The 16,707-nt window shown below is 51.3% G+C and carries 8 protein-coding genes; 6 read left to right on the plus strand and 2 right to left on the minus strand.

Annotation, left to right across the window (positions count from 1 at the left end):
- Positions 1-96 precede the first annotated feature (96 nt).
- The 6 genes from ahcY to ACO6UX_RS17535 all read left to right on the plus strand — a co-directional run bounded on the left by ahcY (position 97) and on the right by ACO6UX_RS17535 (position 9,556).
- The gene (ahcY, locus tag ACO6UX_RS17510; RefSeq protein WP_422449675.1) at positions 97-1,512 is read left to right on the plus strand and encodes an adenosylhomocysteinase; all 1,416 of its coding nucleotides are present in this window, start codon (positions 97-99) and stop codon (positions 1,510-1,512) included.
- Positions 1,513-1,796: 284 nt separating this feature from the next.
- A complete protein-coding gene (gene metF, locus ACO6UX_RS17515) occupies positions 1,797-2,657 on the plus strand; it encodes a methylenetetrahydrofolate reductase [NAD(P)H] (protein WP_422449676.1) in 861 nt (286 codons plus the stop codon).
- Positions 2,658-2,747: 90 nt separating this feature from the next.
- Entirely contained in the window at positions 2,748-3,473 is a 726-nt protein-coding gene (locus ACO6UX_RS17520; protein WP_422449677.1) for a 16S rRNA (uracil(1498)-N(3))-methyltransferase, read from the plus strand.
- 463 nt (positions 3,474-3,936) lie between these two features.
- A complete protein-coding gene (locus tag ACO6UX_RS17525) occupies positions 3,937-6,951 on the plus strand; it encodes a flavocytochrome c (RefSeq protein WP_422449678.1) in 3,015 nt (1,004 codons plus the stop codon).
- 71 nt (positions 6,952-7,022) lie between these two features.
- Complete coding sequence (locus ACO6UX_RS17530) at positions 7,023-7,982, plus strand: FAD:protein FMN transferase (protein WP_422449679.1); 960 nt, start codon at positions 7,023-7,025, stop codon at positions 7,980-7,982.
- A gap of 275 nt (positions 7,983-8,257) precedes the next feature.
- Entirely contained in the window at positions 8,258-9,556 is a 1,299-nt protein-coding gene (locus ACO6UX_RS17535; protein WP_422449680.1) for a hypothetical protein, read from the plus strand.
- Positions 9,557-9,683: 127 nt separating this feature from the next.
- On the opposite strand, the gene ACO6UX_RS17540 is transcribed toward ACO6UX_RS17535, so the two are convergent.
- Together ACO6UX_RS17540 and ACO6UX_RS17545 are read right to left on the minus strand one after the other, a co-directional pair.
- The gene (locus tag ACO6UX_RS17540; protein WP_422449681.1) at positions 9,684-10,151 is read right to left on the minus strand and encodes a chemotaxis protein CheW; all 468 of its coding nucleotides are present in this window, start codon (positions 10,149-10,151) and stop codon (positions 9,684-9,686) included.
- 67 nt (positions 10,152-10,218) lie between these two features.
- Positions 10,219-16,578, minus strand: coding sequence for an Hpt domain-containing protein (locus tag ACO6UX_RS17545; protein WP_422449682.1), 6,360 nt, complete (start codon positions 16,576-16,578; stop codon positions 10,219-10,221).
- Between the last annotated feature and the right edge of the window lie 129 nt (positions 16,579-16,707).

Here is a 16,707-nt window from a genome sequence, read left to right on the forward strand (position 1 = left end):
CAAATGCAGCATCTATATCAAAGTTTGTTGATATAGGTTGTTGCCGCTGCTAGACTGCAAAATAATTCGGATAATACGCAGAACAGGATACGTTTTATGAGTGCTAACCCTGAGTTAACTGCTGATTTGCACAGCGCCACCAAGGGCCCGGACTACCGGGTGGCTGATATTTCCCTGGCGGACTGGGGAAGGCGCGAGATTCAGATTGCCGAAGGTGAAATGCCGGCACTGATGGCGATCAGAGCCAAATACCGTGATTCTCAGCCGCTGAAAGGCGCAAAGATCATGGGCTGCATTCACATGACCATCCAGACTGCGGTACTGATTGAAACGCTGGTAGCACTTGGTGCTGAGGTACGCTGGTCTTCCTGTAATATCTTTTCTACCCAGGATCACGCCGCCGCCGCCATTGCCGCAGCTGGCATACCGGTATTTGCCTGGAAGGGTGAGACCGAAGAAGAATTCTGGTGGTGCATCGAGCAGACGGTCCTCGATGGTGCCGGTAAGCCCTGGCAAGCCAACATGGTGCTGGACGACGGCGGTGACCTGACACTGCTGTTACACGACAAGTACCCTGCACTGCTGGACAACATTCACGGCATTTCTGAAGAGACCACCACCGGGGTTCACCGCCTGCTGGAGATGCTGGAAAAAGGTACCCTGAAAGTACCGGCAATCAATGTTAATGATGCGGTCACCAAAAGTAAGAACGACAACAAGTATGGCTGTCGCCACTCTTTGAATGATGCCATCAAGCGGGCCACCGACCATCTGCTGGCGGGCAAGAAAGCGCTGGTCATTGGTTACGGTGATGTGGGCAAAGGTTCCGCCGCTTCGTTGCGTCAGGAAGGGATGATTGTCAAGGTAACGGAAGTGGATCCGATCTGTGCCATGCAAGCCTGTATGGATGGCTTTGAAGTGGTTTCACCCTATATTGATGGTGTTAACGATGGCACCGACGCTTCTATCAACCGGGAGCTGCTGACCACCACTGACCTGCTGGTGACCACCACGGGTAACGTTCATGTCTGTGACCGGCACATGCTGAAAGCCCTGAAAAATGGCTGTGTGGTTTGCAATATTGGCCATTTTGATACCGAAATAGACACGCAGTTCATGCGGGATAACTGGACCTGGGAAGAGGTCAAGCCGCAGGTTCACAAGATCGTCCGGGATGACTCTTGCAATGATCACCTGATTCTGCTGTCCGAAGGGCGACTGGTAAACCTGGGCAATGCTACCGGACACCCGTCGCGTATCATGGACGGCTCCTTTGCCAATCAGGTTCTGGCCCAGATTCATCTTTATGAAGCAGGGTTTGCTGATCTGCCAGCCGATCAAAAATCAGACAAGCTGGCGGTGACCGTACTGCCCAAGAAACTGGATGAAGAAGTCGCTGCCTACATGGTGGAAGGCTTTGGTGGTGTGATTACCCGGCTGACTCAAGGCCAGGCTGACTACATCAATGTACCTGTTGATGGCCCCTTCAAGAGCGACGATTACAAGTACTAGGAGGCTGACCGAGAATAGCGCCCGTCTAGGCGACCCCGTAGCGAGGATGACAGAAAATTGAGGATAAAAATTCGGTTTTGTGAGGTGAATAGCGGGGCTATTTGCCGAACAAAAGCGAATTTTTAGACCAATTTGCTGCCACCGCACGACTGCATGGACGCAGGAGCTAGAGCAACGCAGGAGCAGTTGCCGCGTAGGGCAGTCTATTCTCGGACAGCCTCCTGGATGTCTTTTTCGCTGGCTGATGTCTCTTCACCAGCCAGCGACCTCTGCTGGTGACTACCATGGTAAATACAATAACCAATAATACTCCTGTCAGCTTTGAGTTCTTTCCCACTAAAACAGAAGAGGGTGCCCGGAAACTTGAGCAGAATGCCCTCAGCCTGGCCAGATACCAACCGGAATTTTTCTCGGTGACCTACGGTGCTGGTGGCTCAACACGGGACAGAACCCTTGAAACTGTGCTGTCAACTCAGAACCAGACCCGAATAGCAACCGCTCCTCACCTTTCCTGCGTTGGTGACTCCCGGGAGCAGATCAAAGAGTTGCTGAACTTTTACCGTGACCAGGGCGTAGAGCGTATTGTTGCCCTGAGAGGCGATCTGCCTTCAGGCATGGGACGAGACAGTGGCGAACTGCGCTACGCCAATGAGCTGGTGGAGTTTATTCGTACTGAAACCGGGGATCACTTTCATATCGAGGTTGCCGCTTATCCGGAAGTTCATCCGCAGGCACCCAATATGGAAAAGGATCTGGCAAACTTCAAGCGTAAGGTGGATGCCGGCGCGGATTCGGCGATTACCCAATATTTCTTTAATGCAGACAGTTATTTCTATTTCCTGGAGCGTACGCACTCACTGGGCATTGATCTCCCGGTGATTCCCGGAATCATGCCGATCACCAACTATAGCCGCCTGGCTCGCTTTTCCGATGCCTGTGGTGCCGAGATTCCACGATGGATTCGTAAGCAACTGGAAACCTATGGCGATGATATCAGCAGTATTAAACAGTTTGGTGAAGAGGTGGTAACCCGGCTCTGTGAGAGGTTACTGCAAGGTGGTGCTCCGGGTTTGCACTTTTATACCCTTAATCAGGCGGTTCCCTGCCAGGGTATCTGCGATAACCTGGGCATTTTGGCTGATTGATGGCATGAGTTATGAGTTGTGAGGGAATTGTGAATGGTATTATTATTCCTGTTCCTCCGTAACTCATAACTCTCAACCCAGTGCCCCTCCATGAGAAACCCGCGTATTTATTCAGCGCAGCCGCTTCAGGCTGACAGCTCCATCGAACTTTTTGAAAATGCCGCCAATCATGTTGGCCGTGTTTTGCGCATGAGACCCGCAGAGCCCCTGGTGCTGTTTAATGGTCAAGGGGGAGCCTGGCAGGGAACCGTAGAGAGCGTTAGTAAAAAGTCGGTTACCGTTTATCTTGAGTCGTTTATCGAGGGTGATGCCCAGTCCCCCCTGACTATCGAGCTGGGTCAGACACTCAGCCGAGGTGAGCGTATGGATTATGCCATTCAGAAGGCAACGGAGGCGGGTGTTACCGCCATTACCCCATTATGGAGTGAGCGTTGTGAGGTGAAGCTGAATGCAGAACGTTTGGATAAACGGGTCAAACACTGGCAACAGGTGGCTATCAGTGCCTGTGAACAGTGTGGCCGTAACATCGTACCGACCATACATACGCCCGTTAAGCTGGAAGACTGGCTCACCACCCGGGCGACTGAATTGAACTTTGTGCTGCATCATCGAACCAGAGAGAAACTCAGTGGTTTTGCCCGGCCGGAATCGGTATCTCTGTTGATTGGCCCTGAGGGTGGATTAACCGCTCAGGAAATTGAGTTGGCTGAGGGCCACCGCTTTAACCCGCTGGCCTTAGGCCCCCGTGTGCTGAGAACGGAAACTGCACCGGTAGTGGCGATTTCGCTGATGCAGTACCTCTGGGGAGACTACTGAATGTTTGTCGCCCGGTGCTGCCATAACGGTTATTCTGTGATTCTTCACACTATTGGTCGGTGTCCGGGCCGTTTTCAGGATCAGAATAGAAGGGTTGACGCAACTAACCCACTTCTCTCTGCTACTGACTTTCTTATTACCGAAAAAGATCAGTGCCCACCTTATCAGAAACCTCCAGCTATCCCCTGTTTGGTCCTGTTTCAGCAGCTGTCTTCGGCATCGCCTAAATTAGTGCCCCAAAACCATTTTTATAGCAAAACTTCATGCAACTCGATGGGATATATGGGTGTTTATCACTATACATGCAAAGTTGATGGTGTGAAAAAATGCCGATGATTTTTCGCTGGGCTTAATATTGAGCCCTTGTCTTGATACTGGTCTTAACAAAAGTATTTATTCCATAAACAGTCAGCCCAGTGAGCAAACGTTTGTAAGGTCATTGGGTTGAAATAAGGAAGTCTTGATGGCTCATTTGATCGACGAAGTTCTGTTTCAATCAGGTAACAAGTTCAAGAATCGTATCGTGATGGCTCCGATGACGATTCAATCCGCCTTTTTTGATGGCGGCGTCACCCAGCAGATGATTACCTATTACGCCGCTCGCTCTGGCGATGCGGGTGCTGTAATTGTCGAAAGTGCTTTTGTGGAAAATTACGGCAGAGCTTTCCCCGGCGCACTGGGTATCGATACTGACGGCAAAATTGCTGGTCTGAAGCAACTGGCGGATGCCATCAAGGCCAGAGGCTCAAAAGCTATTCTGCAAATCTACCACGCCGGTCGTATGGCAACGCCTGAGTTTAATGGTGGCCATAAACCGATCTCGGCCAGCCCTGTCGCTGCGCTGCGTGATAATGCGGAAACCCCGCTGGAGATGACCGAAGAGCAAATCGAAGAGATGATCGAGTTGTTCGGCAATGCCGTGAACCGTGCCATTATCGCCGGTTTTGATGGTGTTGAAATCCACGGTGCCAACACTTACCTGATCCAGCAGTTTTTCTCGCCACACTCCAACCGCAGAAATGACCGGTGGGGTGGCGATATTGAAAAGCGCACCACATTCCCGCTGGCTGTTCTGGCCAAAACCAAGCAGGTGGCACAGTCTCATAACAAGGCTGATTTCATTGTCGGTTATCGCTTCTCACCTGAAGAGATCGAAGAGCCGGGTATCCGCTTTGAAGATACCATGTTCCTGTTGGATAAACTGGCGACAGAAGGCCTGGACTATTTCCACTTCTCTATGGGCAGCTGGGCACGTAACTCCATCGTAAACCCGGAAGACAAAGAGCCACTGATCAACAAGTATCGTCAGCTGCAGTCTGAGGCGGTGGCCAGCGTACCGGTGATCGGTGTGGGTGGTATTGCCCAGACTGCCGATGCACAAAAAGCACTGGCCCAGGGTTATGATATGGTGGCCGTGGGCAAGGGCTACCTGGTTGAACCTACCTGGGCAACCAAGGCTCTGAACAATGAGACCTGCGCCGAGTTCGCCGATATCGCTCAGCAGGAAGCCCTGCTGATCCCGACGCCGCTGTGGGACATCATGGATTACATGATTGTCGACAGTGCGGCAGAAGCGGAAAAACATCAGCGCATCAAAGAGCTGCAAGGTATTGAGATCCGTTTCCAGCCAGGAACTTATACCGCTTATGGCCGTGGCCACAATGGTGACCTGCCGGTGACGGTAACCTTCTCTGAAGATGAGATTCTTGAGATTGTGGTGGACTCTTCCAGAGAGTCAGACGGTATCGCCAACCCGGCCTTTGAGCGTATTCCACAGCAGATCGTTGATGAGCAGACGCTCAATATTGACGTGATCTCCGGCGCAACCGTCAGTAGTCAGGCGGTAATCGACGGTGTTTCCAATGCGGTTGATCTGGCCGGTGGTCACTCCGAGGCTCTGCGTGTGAAAGCGCGTAAGGCAGTTGAGTGGATCGCGCAAACCATCGAAGAGAGCGCCGATGTGGTGGTGATCGGTGGTGGCGGTGCCGGTTTGAGTGCGGCACTGACAGCCCTGGACAAAGGCAAGTCAGTTATCCTGCTGGAGAAGTTCCCGGCCATCGGTGGTAACACGGTTCGTACCGGCGGTTGGGTTAACGCTGCTGAGCCCGCGTGGCAGGTTGATTTCGCGGCACTGGCGGGTGAAAAAGAGACCCTGATGGCCCTGGCTGAGACTCCAGAGTCTGAGTTCGTCGGCGAATATCTGGACGATTTCCGTACCCTGAAGTCACAGTTGGATGATTACTTCAACCAGCACGACCATGGCAACAAATACCTGTTCGACTCGGTTGAACTGCACCGCATCCAGACCTACCTGGGCGGTAAGCGTACCGACCTGAATGGCGAAACCATCTATGGTCAATACGATCTGGTCAAGCAGCTGACTTCCCGCTCCATGGAGTCCATTGACTGGCTGAGCGAGAAAGGCATCGAGTTTGAGCGTGGCCTGGTGGATATCGCTGTTGGTGCCCTGTGGCGTCGTGCCCACAAGCCAAAGCGTCCAAAAGGTGTTGAGTTTGTTGATAAGCTGCAAAAGCGCATTCTGGAACAGAATGGTCGCATCATCACCGATACCCGGGCTACTGACCTGATCGTTGAAGATGGCAAGGTTGTGGGTGTCAAGGCGATCCAGGCCAACGGTAATGATCTGATTGTAAAAGCGAGCCACGGTTTGGTCATGACTTCTGGCGGCTTTGGTGCCAATACCCAGATGATCAAGAAGTACAACACCTATTGGAAAAATATTGCTGACGATATCAAAACCACCAACTCCCCTGCGCTGGTGGGTGATGGTATCGAAATGGGTGAAAAAGTCGGTGCCGAGCTGGTGGGAATGGGCTTTGCCCAGCTGATGCCAATCGGTGATCCGAAGTCCGGTGCTCTGCTGACTGGCCTGATTGTACCACCGGAGAACTTTGTCTTCGTTAACCAGAAGGGCAAGCGTTTTGTTGATGAGTGCGGTACCCGTGACAAGTTGGCCGACTCTTTCTTCGACAACGGTGGTACTGTTTACATGATTGCCGATGCCGAGATTCGCAAAACAGCGGCCAACACCTCCGATGAAACCATCGCCCGTGAAATCAGCGAAGGCATCATCCTGGAAGCGGATACGCTGGAAGAACTGGCCGACAAGATTGGTGTGCCACAGGCGGAATTTGTGCAAACCATCAAGCAGTACAACACATGTGTTGAGCAGGGCCACGATCCTGAATTCAACAAGAGTGCGTTCGGCTTGAAGGTGGAGCACGGACCGTTCTACGCCACACCACGTCAGCCTTCTATTCACCACACCATGGGTGGCTTGAAGATCGATACCAGCACACGAGTGATTGGTAAGGATGGTAACGTTATTCCTGGCCTGTACGCAGCGGGTGAAGTCACTGGCGGTATCCATGCCGGTAACCGTCTGGGTGGTAACGCCCTGATCGATATCTTCACGTTTGGCCGTATTGCTGGTGAAAGTGCGGCGGACCTTGTTTAAGGTGTAGCGGCGACAACCAAAAGCCTGCCCTGCCAAGTGGCGGGGCGGGCTTTTTAGCAGCGAACTATTTCATGCAAAAGTACCAGACCAGATTCCAGATGATGGGAACATTGATTGATCTGGTCGTTTATCATCAAAATGGTGAGCAGCTGCTCAAAGCGGCCTATCACCAACTTTCCCAATACGCCCAGCGGTTCACGGTCAATCAGCCTGCTGTCAATCAACCAGATAGTGAGCTGATGGCGATCAACCAAAATGCGGGTATCGCACCCATCGCGGTTGAGTCTGATCTTTTTCACCTGATCAACGTCGCCAAGGCGGTAAGTAAGGACAGGCACAATCCCTTCAATATTGCTATTGGCCCTCTGGTCAAGCTCTGGCGCATCGGCTTTCGGGATGCCAGACTGCCCTCAGCGGCGGAGATATCGGCACGGTTGGCGTTGGTTGATCCCGATAACATTGTCCTGAACGAGCAGGAGAGAACGGTATTTTTGCGTCAACCCGGTATGGAGATCGACCTGGGGGCCATCGCGAAAGGCTATTTTGCCGATCAGGTCAAACAAGCGCTGGTCAACGCCGGTGTTGACCATGGCTTTATCAGTCTTGGGGGCAATGTGGTCACCATCGGTCACTCCCCCACCAATGCCAACCGGGCCTGGAATGTGGGTATTCAAAACCCTCTGGCAGAGCGGGGTGCCATTATTCGTGCGCTGCCACTGAACGATGCTTCCATGGTCACCTCTGGCATCAACGAACGCTATTTTGATGTCAATGGTCAGCGTTACCACCATCTGCTGGATGCACAAACCGGTATGCCCATTGCCACGGATATTGCCAGTCTGACCATTATTTCCAAACACTCCGTTGATGGTGAAATCTGGAGTACTGCCGGCTTTTTATCCTCGGCGGATGATGCGTTGCACTATTTATGTCAACAGGCATTTATCGAAGCCGTTGTTGTGGCAAAGGATGGCACCGTTAAGATGACCGATGGACTGGTTGACCATGGTCGTTATATTGCTTTGCGGTGAATAGACCATCTACCAGCCAGTCCTGCTCCAGTTCATGTCTGCGGTATGAGAAGCACTGGCTGCGGGAATCCCGCCAGCAACCATGACGGTTTAAACACACGTTGCCGAAAAAGTATCCGATTTAAAACAGAAGGAATATTAACTGTTGAATTAAAAACCACCTGAAAATTTTTGGGATTATTGAATCGTTTGCGAAGAATAAATATTGCACTATGATAATTTATTCATGCACAGGATTGCCTGAATCGCCATAACCAGTTAGAGAAATAATTTGTATGTTTGCAGTTAATAATGACAATAATCCCAGTGCAGGTATTAATTATAATCCTGAAAGCCCACGTCCGGATGATACATCTGCCAGTCATGTTTTCCAGGGTTTGTATGAAGTAACGCAAATCCAAACCGACAAAATTACCAGAGCTTTTGTTAATCAAACTGAATTATTCAAACCTCAGCTGGGTGAACCGGGTTTTCCCCGGTTGGACCAGAAAAATGTCAGCAGATTAATTACCAATAAAGTGGCAATTGTGCCTGAAGGTACTGCACCTCAGATCGGGATAGCCGAAGTGAGTCCTTCAGCTAATGGTAGTAATACTGCGGTAAATGGCCCGTTTGCAAATGCAGTGGCATTAACCAATCAGTCAGTTGGCAAGAATCAGTCTTTGCCCGTGCTCAACAATAGTGATTGTGAGGCTTCTTCCCGTCTGTTTGATGCTTTCCAGGCTGGCAATGCTCAACTTGTCATCCAGTATTGTCAGCAAATACTGGGCAGCCCCCGCGATGAGTGGGTAAAGCAAACACTGCTGGAAGCCAAAAACCCTGCTGGTATTCCCGGTCTCTACATAGCGCTCAAAAAAGGTCATACCGACTGCATCAGTGCCTTTCTCGATCAGGTACAATGCAGTAACCTGAACGTTGAAATGAAGCAGAAACTGTTGGCACCCCAAGCCCTTTTAAACAACACGCCAGGTCTTCTTCTGGCTATGAGAAATGGCCAAGCTGACCTTGCCCGCACCTATTGCGAATGGATACTATCAACAAATAACTCTGATTGCTGGAAAGAAGAACAGCTAATGGCTATTGATTTATCTCCTATTGAAGGGTTAGACGGGCCAGATTATCGAGCGCCCGCTTTGCACGAAGCCATGGAAAAAAACCACAGTGAGTGTGTTAAGGTTTTTTGTAAATTAGTTTTAGCCAGTAATCTCAGCGTTCATATCAAAGAGAATCTGATAACAGCTAATCAAGTTGAATGGCCATTGAGGCCGGGTCTCTACAGTGCTTTTCTTAAAGGCAAAGCTCACAGTACGGAAGCTTTTTGCCAACAGGTTCTGGAAGCAAAACTTAACGTTAGCGTGAAGCACAGGTTGTTGGCACCAAAATGGTATGGTGCAACAATCAAGCAGGAAGCCAATTTGGGATCTGAATTATTTCAGATATACAAAACCACTATAAAAGATAGCAATTTGAATTTTATAGCAAAAACATCACTAACATCTGGTGTTTTAAATCGGTTAAAAAGAACTTTTGATCCTGTCCGCCTTTATCTCAACGTTCGTGATGCAGTTCGGTAGATAAGTTACAGGACCGGGGAACTGATTATTAAACGAATGGCCTTACTATCAAATTGCGAACAGTTTTCGTCACCAAATTGTGGATAAGTAACTGGCAAATAGGTAATGGTTTGGCTTTTTCGTTTCATTAACAACCTCCACCAGCTAAATCGCTGGAGGATGTCAATTTCTGTTCCACAAGAGAAAGATCCGGAATTGAAGCAGGAACGTCTCTCATAATAATCCGATATTTCTCCATGGGGCCTTTTTCCTCGGCTGAATTCCGTACTTCTTCCCGTACCAGTGTTAATGGCTGTGGAATCCCCTGCACCACCATGGCATAGAATGGCAGGCTATCGTTTTTGCTGGTGCGATGCATAATGGCAATACGATTGGTGGCAGAGAACTCGGCAAATCGTCCCTGGTTCAGTCTTTCAAAGGAAACCACCGGGATCTTTGTGCCCCGCCAGTCAAGATCACCCAGCAGCCATTCGGTTTCCGGGTAATTGGCTTCCGGCCGACTGTAGTCCTGAATACCGGCGATGCATACTGAAGGTATCAGCAGGGGGCGCTGCTGCATGGGGATCAGCACGGACGAAATGGGCTTGTGGGACATGGTTTCCTCTTCTTTCTGCTACTGTGCGGTTGTTGTGAAGGGCAGGGCTTCCCGGGAAGCCCTGTTATCACGCTGTCTCAACTTCAATCAGTTTTTCAATCGCTTCGAGTAATGGCCCTTCCTGGAAAGGCTTGCCTATGTACTCATTGACACCCAGGCTTAAGGCCCGGTGGCGATGTTTCTCACCGGTTCTGGAGGTGATCATGATAATCGGCAGGTCCTGAAGCCCAGGGTCATTCCTGACCGCGCTGGCCACCTCAAAACCATCCATACGGGGCATTTCGATATCCAGCAGCATAATGTCTGGCTTCTGCTCGGCGAGACGGGTCATGGCTTCCACACCATCCCGTGCCGAGATCACCTCGTATCCCTGACGGGTTAGCAGACGACTGGTGACTTTTCTTACGGTCACCGAGTCATCCACCACCAGCACTTTGATCGCCTGATCACTGCTGTCCGGTTCATGCCTTTCCACGGCATCAGGTTTGGCTTCCTGAATGACCAGCTGATGTTTGCGGTAGAGTGCCGCCGGATCAAGGATGACCACAACCCGACCATCACCAAGAATGGTTGCACCATTTACCCCGGCAAGACCGGAGAACTGAATGCCCAGACTCTTGGTAATGATTTCCCGGCTACCCACGATAGCATCAACCTGAACCGCTATATTCTCACTGCCTCTTTGCACCATGACTACCGGACACTGGCCGTCACTTATTTTGGGGCTGCCAGTACCGAGAAGAGCGCCCATGTAGATCAGCTGGTGCTCGGTACCATTGCCATAGATGAGTGGCGCTCTGTTTTGGTAGCAATCGGCCAGCATGTTTGCTGACACCATGGAGATACCATCAATGGCATGCATCGGCAGTGCGTACAGGCAGCTGCCTACTTCCACCATCAACGCCCGGTTAATGGACAGGGTAAATGGCAATCTGAGAGAGAATTGTGTGCCGAGCCCGGCCTCAGACTTAACCTGTATACTGCCGCCCATTTGGCGAACCGAGTTATTCACAACATCCATCCCGACACCGCGGCCAGAAAGGTGGGTCACCTCGCTTGCGGTACTGAATCCGGACTTCATGATCAGTTCGATGGCTTCCTGATCCGTTACCGGTTCGTCAGGACTGATCAGTTGCTGTTCAATCGCTTTGGCTTTTACGGCTTCAATATCGATGCCACGACCATCGTCGGACAACTCAACCACCACGTCGGCACCATCGCGTCGGATCGATAAGGCAATCTGGCCCACTTCAGGTTTGCCTGAATTCTGTCTTTCTGCCGATGAATCTTCGATGCCGTGACCAATGGCATTTCGGAGCATGTGACCCAGCGGAGCAAGCATGCGCTCAAGCATGGTTCGGTCCATCTCACCTTCAGCATTACTGACCACAAGCTCGACGGGCTTGTTCAGGTCATCAGACACCTGACGGACAATCTTGCGCAGCCTGGGAACCAGTCGGCTGAACGATACCATCCGGGCTGTCATCAGCTGCTCCTGGAGCTCAATCTGGGTTCTGGACTGTTGCTGGAGCAGCGTTTCTGTATCCCGGGATTTTTCCTGCAGGGCCTCCCGCAGATCCATAAGGTCAGAGGCGGACTCCACCAGTGAGTGAGAGAGCTGTGACAGTTCTGAGTACTGGTCCATTTCCAGTGGATCAAAATCAGGGTTATCACCAAGATCGCCCTGGTGCCGGGAGATGATCTGGCTCTGCGTTTCGATATCGAGTCGCCGCAACTGTTCCCGAACCCGCAGAATGGTTCGATTCATCTCTTCCAGGGTTCTGGAGGCATCTGTCGTCTGCTGCTCAATGCGGGAGCGGCTGATGCTGGTTTCCCCGGCAAGATTGATCAGGGTTTCCAGAAGTTCCGGGGGAATGCGGACCATTTCACTGAGTGATGACTGAAGCGTTGTCTCTGACCCATCGGCAGTGGTCTGGGGCACTACCCGGATGGTAGAAACGGGTTCCGGTACCTGACCGGGCATCGGCTTCGGTAGTTCAGGTGCTGGCAGTTCTGACAGGTTATTGACCCATGTATCTTCATCAAAGGTCCCGGCGAGAGGTTTGGCTGGCGCAGCCTGCCCCAGGTAGTCAGGAAGAGTGTCAGGCTCTTCAGCGGTTGAGTGGCTGGTGTTCAGTCTATGCTGCCATTGCCTGAGCTCTTCCAGCATGCGCTGTACGTCAGGGGATGGCTGCCCGTTGCCAGGGTTTTTCAGTGTTGTCTCTATGGTGTCGTGAGTTTTCTGAATCAGCGCCAGAGGGGCGATTTCAGGCTCACAGCTGCCATTGGCAATGGATTCATAGATATCTTCCAGCCCATGGCTCAGTTCTCCAAGCTCATGAAGTTCTGCCATCATTGCTCCCCCTTTCAGGGTGTGCAGGCATCGTTGAAGCTCATGAACCGGTTGTAAATCGCTGGTATTGCCCAGCCATGTTTCCAGAGACTGGGCTGAGTCTTCGAGCAGCTCATAAGCCTCCTCGATAAACAGCTTATGCAACTCCGGCTCGGGCTCTGACCCATTGCTGTACGGAGCAAAAGAGGTGCCTTCTGCCGTGACTGAAGCACTCCAGGACGGCTGGGCTATCGGTTTGAAACGATTATCTTCAGTGAACGATAAGTCGATGTCTTCTGCTGCCTCTGTCTCGGCATCAAAATCAAGCAGGGCATCAAAGTCATGATCCTCGTGGTCTTCTTCGAACGTCAGGTCTGGGTCTGCCTGACTTAATGCCTGCTCAAACAGCAAAGACTCCAGTGCTTCACGCAGAGCGCTGAAAATTGCGTGTGGGGATTCCGGCGTTTGCTGTGAAGCCACCTGGTTCATCATTTCAACCAGGGCTTCGAAGCCGTCTGTAAATGGCGGCAGTAACTGTTGGGGAAGGCGGGTCTCATGGGTCTCCAGATAAGTGCAGACATCATGTAACACATCACAGAGCTCTGTGATAGCCGACAAATCTGCTTCATTGGCATTCTCAGCAAGCACTTTCAGTTCAAACTTGAACCGGTCAAGCTCCTCGTGGGGCGTGCCGTTAACCCATGATTTCAGATGGCTGCTGGCATCCAGTAACAGGTCAAGGTCGCTGGCCAGGAAAAGTGCTGCCTGTTGGCCTGTTGGCTGCTTTACTGGTGCAGGCACCGGGGCAGACTCATCATGCAAGCTGTTGCTGAGTAGTTGGTTATGAAGCGCACCAAGCCAGTTAAGAAAGCTATCAACTTTTAGTTCCAGAGGGTGGGAGTTGGTTTGCAATTGTCGCAGTGCATCCTCAATCAGGTCTACCCCTTGTTCAAGCATGCTGATGACTTGGCTATCAGCAGGCACCAGGTGTGCCCGGAATTCCTTGATGGTCTTTTCAATAGCGGCAACCAGCTCGGCAAGGGGGGTAATCTCTGCCATAAAGGCACTGCCTTTCAGGGTGTGCAGTGCCCGCTGGACAGAATCTGTAATCTGGATATCGCCACCCATTTGATAGCTACTGGCGATGAACTCTTTGACGACACTGAGATGGCTTCTGGCTTCTGTATCAAAAATGGCCAGTAACTGTTGGTCATACCCGCTATCCAGCTCAACGGTTTGCTCTTCAATTGCAACGTTACTGATTGCCTCAGTTTTCGGAGGCTCTGTCAGTTCATTATCCAGCTCATCAACGTCGCTATGCAGGGCTTCTTCGGCATTGTCCTCGATAATGTTGCCAAACATCATGGCCGGTTCTTGCTGCTCAGGCTCTACCAGCTCCTCACTATCAACGACAAAGTGGTTTCCTTTCCCCAGGGCATCTGCTTTTTCCATGCACAGCAGAACTTCCGGTGTTAGCTGTTGACTGTCCCTGGCAAAATCATTCACCAGTTCAGGCAGCATAGCGATGACTTCATGGAGTAACTCAGCTATTGGCTCAGACGCTTTAATCGTGCCTTTGACCACGTTGTTCAGCATGTTTTCCAATGACCATGCCAGCTCACCGATAACGTCAGCACCGATCATGCGGCCGCTGCCCTTTAATGTATGAAAGGCTCTTCTGATCTCATTGGTGGTGGCTGCATCATGGATATTACTGCGCCATTGTGGCAATAGCGCTTTGAGCTGTTGCTGAACTTCTGTCGCTTCTTCGACGAAAACTTCATGGAGGTCGTCGTCATCATCTTCATCCATTGACAGGCTGAAGGTGTCTTCTTTAGAGAGCGTGTCTTCTTTAGAGAGAGTGTCCTTTGGGGAAGAGTGGTGTGACGGTGTCAGATCCCCGGTGATGTCATCGCTGCCCGGGGTGTTATATGTGGTTAAGGTACTATCTGGTGAAGAGGTCAAAACCTCAGAAAGTGAGAACGTTTCTTCAGAAGAGCCGCTTTCCAGGTCCGACAGATTTTCTTCATTCGCCGAAAAATCAATCGTCTGTGCCAGCTCATCACTCACTGTTAGCGGGCTTTCAATAGACGCCGCTGCCGGAATCAGGTTCTCCCTGTGGACTATATTGATCGAGTTGGAGTCGGTCGTGTCCTGTTTCCCGGTAACTGCCTGGGAGGGGCTCAGACTGTCGGTTGAGAACTCTATGGTTGGGCCGTAGTCTGCTTCTTTTTCACTGGCAGCAACCGCTCCGGTAGCTGACGGCAGAGGCTTTTCATAGTGAAACTCAATAACGTCATTGTCAGCCGCTTGTTCCTCCTGGGCCGCTCTCTCTTCATCGGAAAGCAGGTGGGCAGCGAACGGGTTAGCTTTGGCTTCAGGTTTCGGGGTGGATGAAATGGCTGGCACCGCAGGTTCTGCTTTTGTGACGGTAACGAATGACTCAAGCCGATCAATACTTTTCCGGGTAATATCCAGCGTTTTTTCGACGTAGGCAGAAGCCCCACCACTCAACTGTTCCAGATAGTATTCAATGCTGGACAAACTATCGGCCATTGCATCCAGCTCATCGAGGCCGGGCTTGAGGTTTTTGTCCAGCCATTGCTGTTGAATATGCCTTGAACAGCGACTGATTAACTCAGCAACACGGTCCAGAGGAATCATGGCAAGACTGCCCTGGATGCTTTTCATCAGGGGTAATAACTTGACCAGGAACTCCGGATTATAATCACTGCCCAGATAGCCCTCCACAGCGCCTTTGGCCTCTTTCAGGTTGTTCCGGGCTTCATAAATTACTTTCTGGTGAATATCGTTTATCTGTGCTGATACAGAACTCTGGCCGGTTACCGATCGGTTGAGGCCCATGAACTGGTTCAGTCCGGACTCCACTTCAAGCAACCGGGCCGCCGTATTGATCAGGGTGTCGTTCACTTTTTCGGGTGAGTGGTCACCAGTAAGAATCATCTGCAGATGTTGATGCTCTCTGTGCATGATTTTCTGCAACGATTCGAGGCCAAGCATGCCTAATGTGTCAGAGATTTGCTGGCAGGTGGCCAGTTGATCCCGAAGCCTGGATTGATTGTCCCCGGGGTTCAGCAGGTAGAGATCCAGAGCGTCTTTGATATGAGTGAGCTCTTCCTTGATGGCTTTCACCACCGATGTTGCTGCATCAATGTTGAGCAGCCTGGCATCCTGCGGCTCTGCCTCCAGGGCCTGGTCCAGAGAGTATCGTCGCTTCAGAGAGAGGATAAGCGCATGATCACTGTTTGCTTTGGCGATCCGATAAAGAATCCCTCTCAGTATCTCTTCCGAGGGCGGGGTGTTCAGGCGTTTGGCTTCCTCACTGGCCAGACACTTGAACTGATTGTCCATTTCACGAAGGATTCTTATGGCGTGACTGTCTATGGCAATAGAGCCTTCCTTGAGGCCCTCGGAGAATGCGGTGCAGGCATCCCATAGCGGGGATATTGGCGAGTCCCAGCAAAGGTTTTGCAGCTTGGCAAATATTTTACTGATGACCGTCAGTTGCTGGTCCCGCTGGCTGTCCCTGAGAATGCCGGCAAGACACAGCTGATATTTCTGCCGTATTTTCCGTACCAGAACGGCAAAGCCGCTGGCCTGCAGCTTGTTCAGCTGTGCTTCCGGGATTGGTGCAATGGTGTGAACGATGGCCGGGGCAAAAAAATCAATATCAGACAGCGCCCGCTGCCCGCGTAATTGGCGCATTTCATTGAGCAGGTGCTTCAGCAGGCTGGGGGTATCCCTGCCAGATCTGGAGGTATGGACAAGATAGCCTGGCAGCTGAAGCATGGCCTGAATCAGTACCACCAGCCGTTGCTGACTGTTATTCGCCGGAGTCTCATTCAGGCTATCTAATAACAGCAGAATTTCCCGGGTCAGTAACCGGGCTCCCTTCTGTTTCAATATCTTCAGCGTGCTGTGAATTTGCTGGATTTTGGTACGACAATTCTCCAGAAACACAGCCTCATCTGTGGAATCAGCATACTGTTCAAGGTCCTGACGGGCTTCAGTGAGGGTGCCTTCAATCTCTCCGATAACCCAGTCCAGACCTATGTATTCACGCTGTTCGACCATGCCTGGCTCCCGTTTCCAGCTACCATTCCCGCTGTCGTATGCGCTCTTTTTAACGCTCTGTTTAACAAGAGCGCCCGAGCGGCGGGCATTATGCTTGTTGTCATACTCTCGTCTCTTGCAGAGTCAGTG

Origin of the sequence: Endozoicomonas sp. ALB091 (assembly GCF_049310265.1) — a bacterium.
Taxonomy (GTDB): Bacteria; Pseudomonadota; Gammaproteobacteria; order Pseudomonadales; family Endozoicomonadaceae; genus Endozoicomonas.

Bases quoted from the DNA above. Each gene is read 5' to 3' on its own strand.
- ACO6UX_RS17545 (WP_422449682.1), bottom strand. From the start codon at position 16,578: ATGGTCGAACAGCGTGAATACATAGGTCTGGACTGGGTTATCGGAGAG.
- ACO6UX_RS17520 (WP_422449677.1), top strand. From the start codon at position 2,748: ATGAGAAACCCGCGTATTTATTCAGCGCAGCCGCTTCAGGCTGACAGC.
- ACO6UX_RS17540 (WP_422449681.1), bottom strand. From the start codon at position 10,151: ATGTCCCACAAGCCCATTTCGTCCGTGCTGATCCCCATGCAGCAGCGC.
- ahcY (WP_422449675.1), top strand. From the start codon at position 97: ATGAGTGCTAACCCTGAGTTAACTGCTGATTTGCACAGCGCCACCAAG.
- metF (WP_422449676.1), top strand. From the start codon at position 1,797: ATGGTAAATACAATAACCAATAATACTCCTGTCAGCTTTGAGTTCTTT.
- ACO6UX_RS17525 (WP_422449678.1), top strand. From the start codon at position 3,937: ATGGCTCATTTGATCGACGAAGTTCTGTTTCAATCAGGTAACAAGTTC.
- ACO6UX_RS17535 (WP_422449680.1), top strand. From the start codon at position 8,258: ATGTTTGCAGTTAATAATGACAATAATCCCAGTGCAGGTATTAATTAT.
- ACO6UX_RS17530 (WP_422449679.1), top strand. From the start codon at position 7,023: ATGCAAAAGTACCAGACCAGATTCCAGATGATGGGAACATTGATTGAT.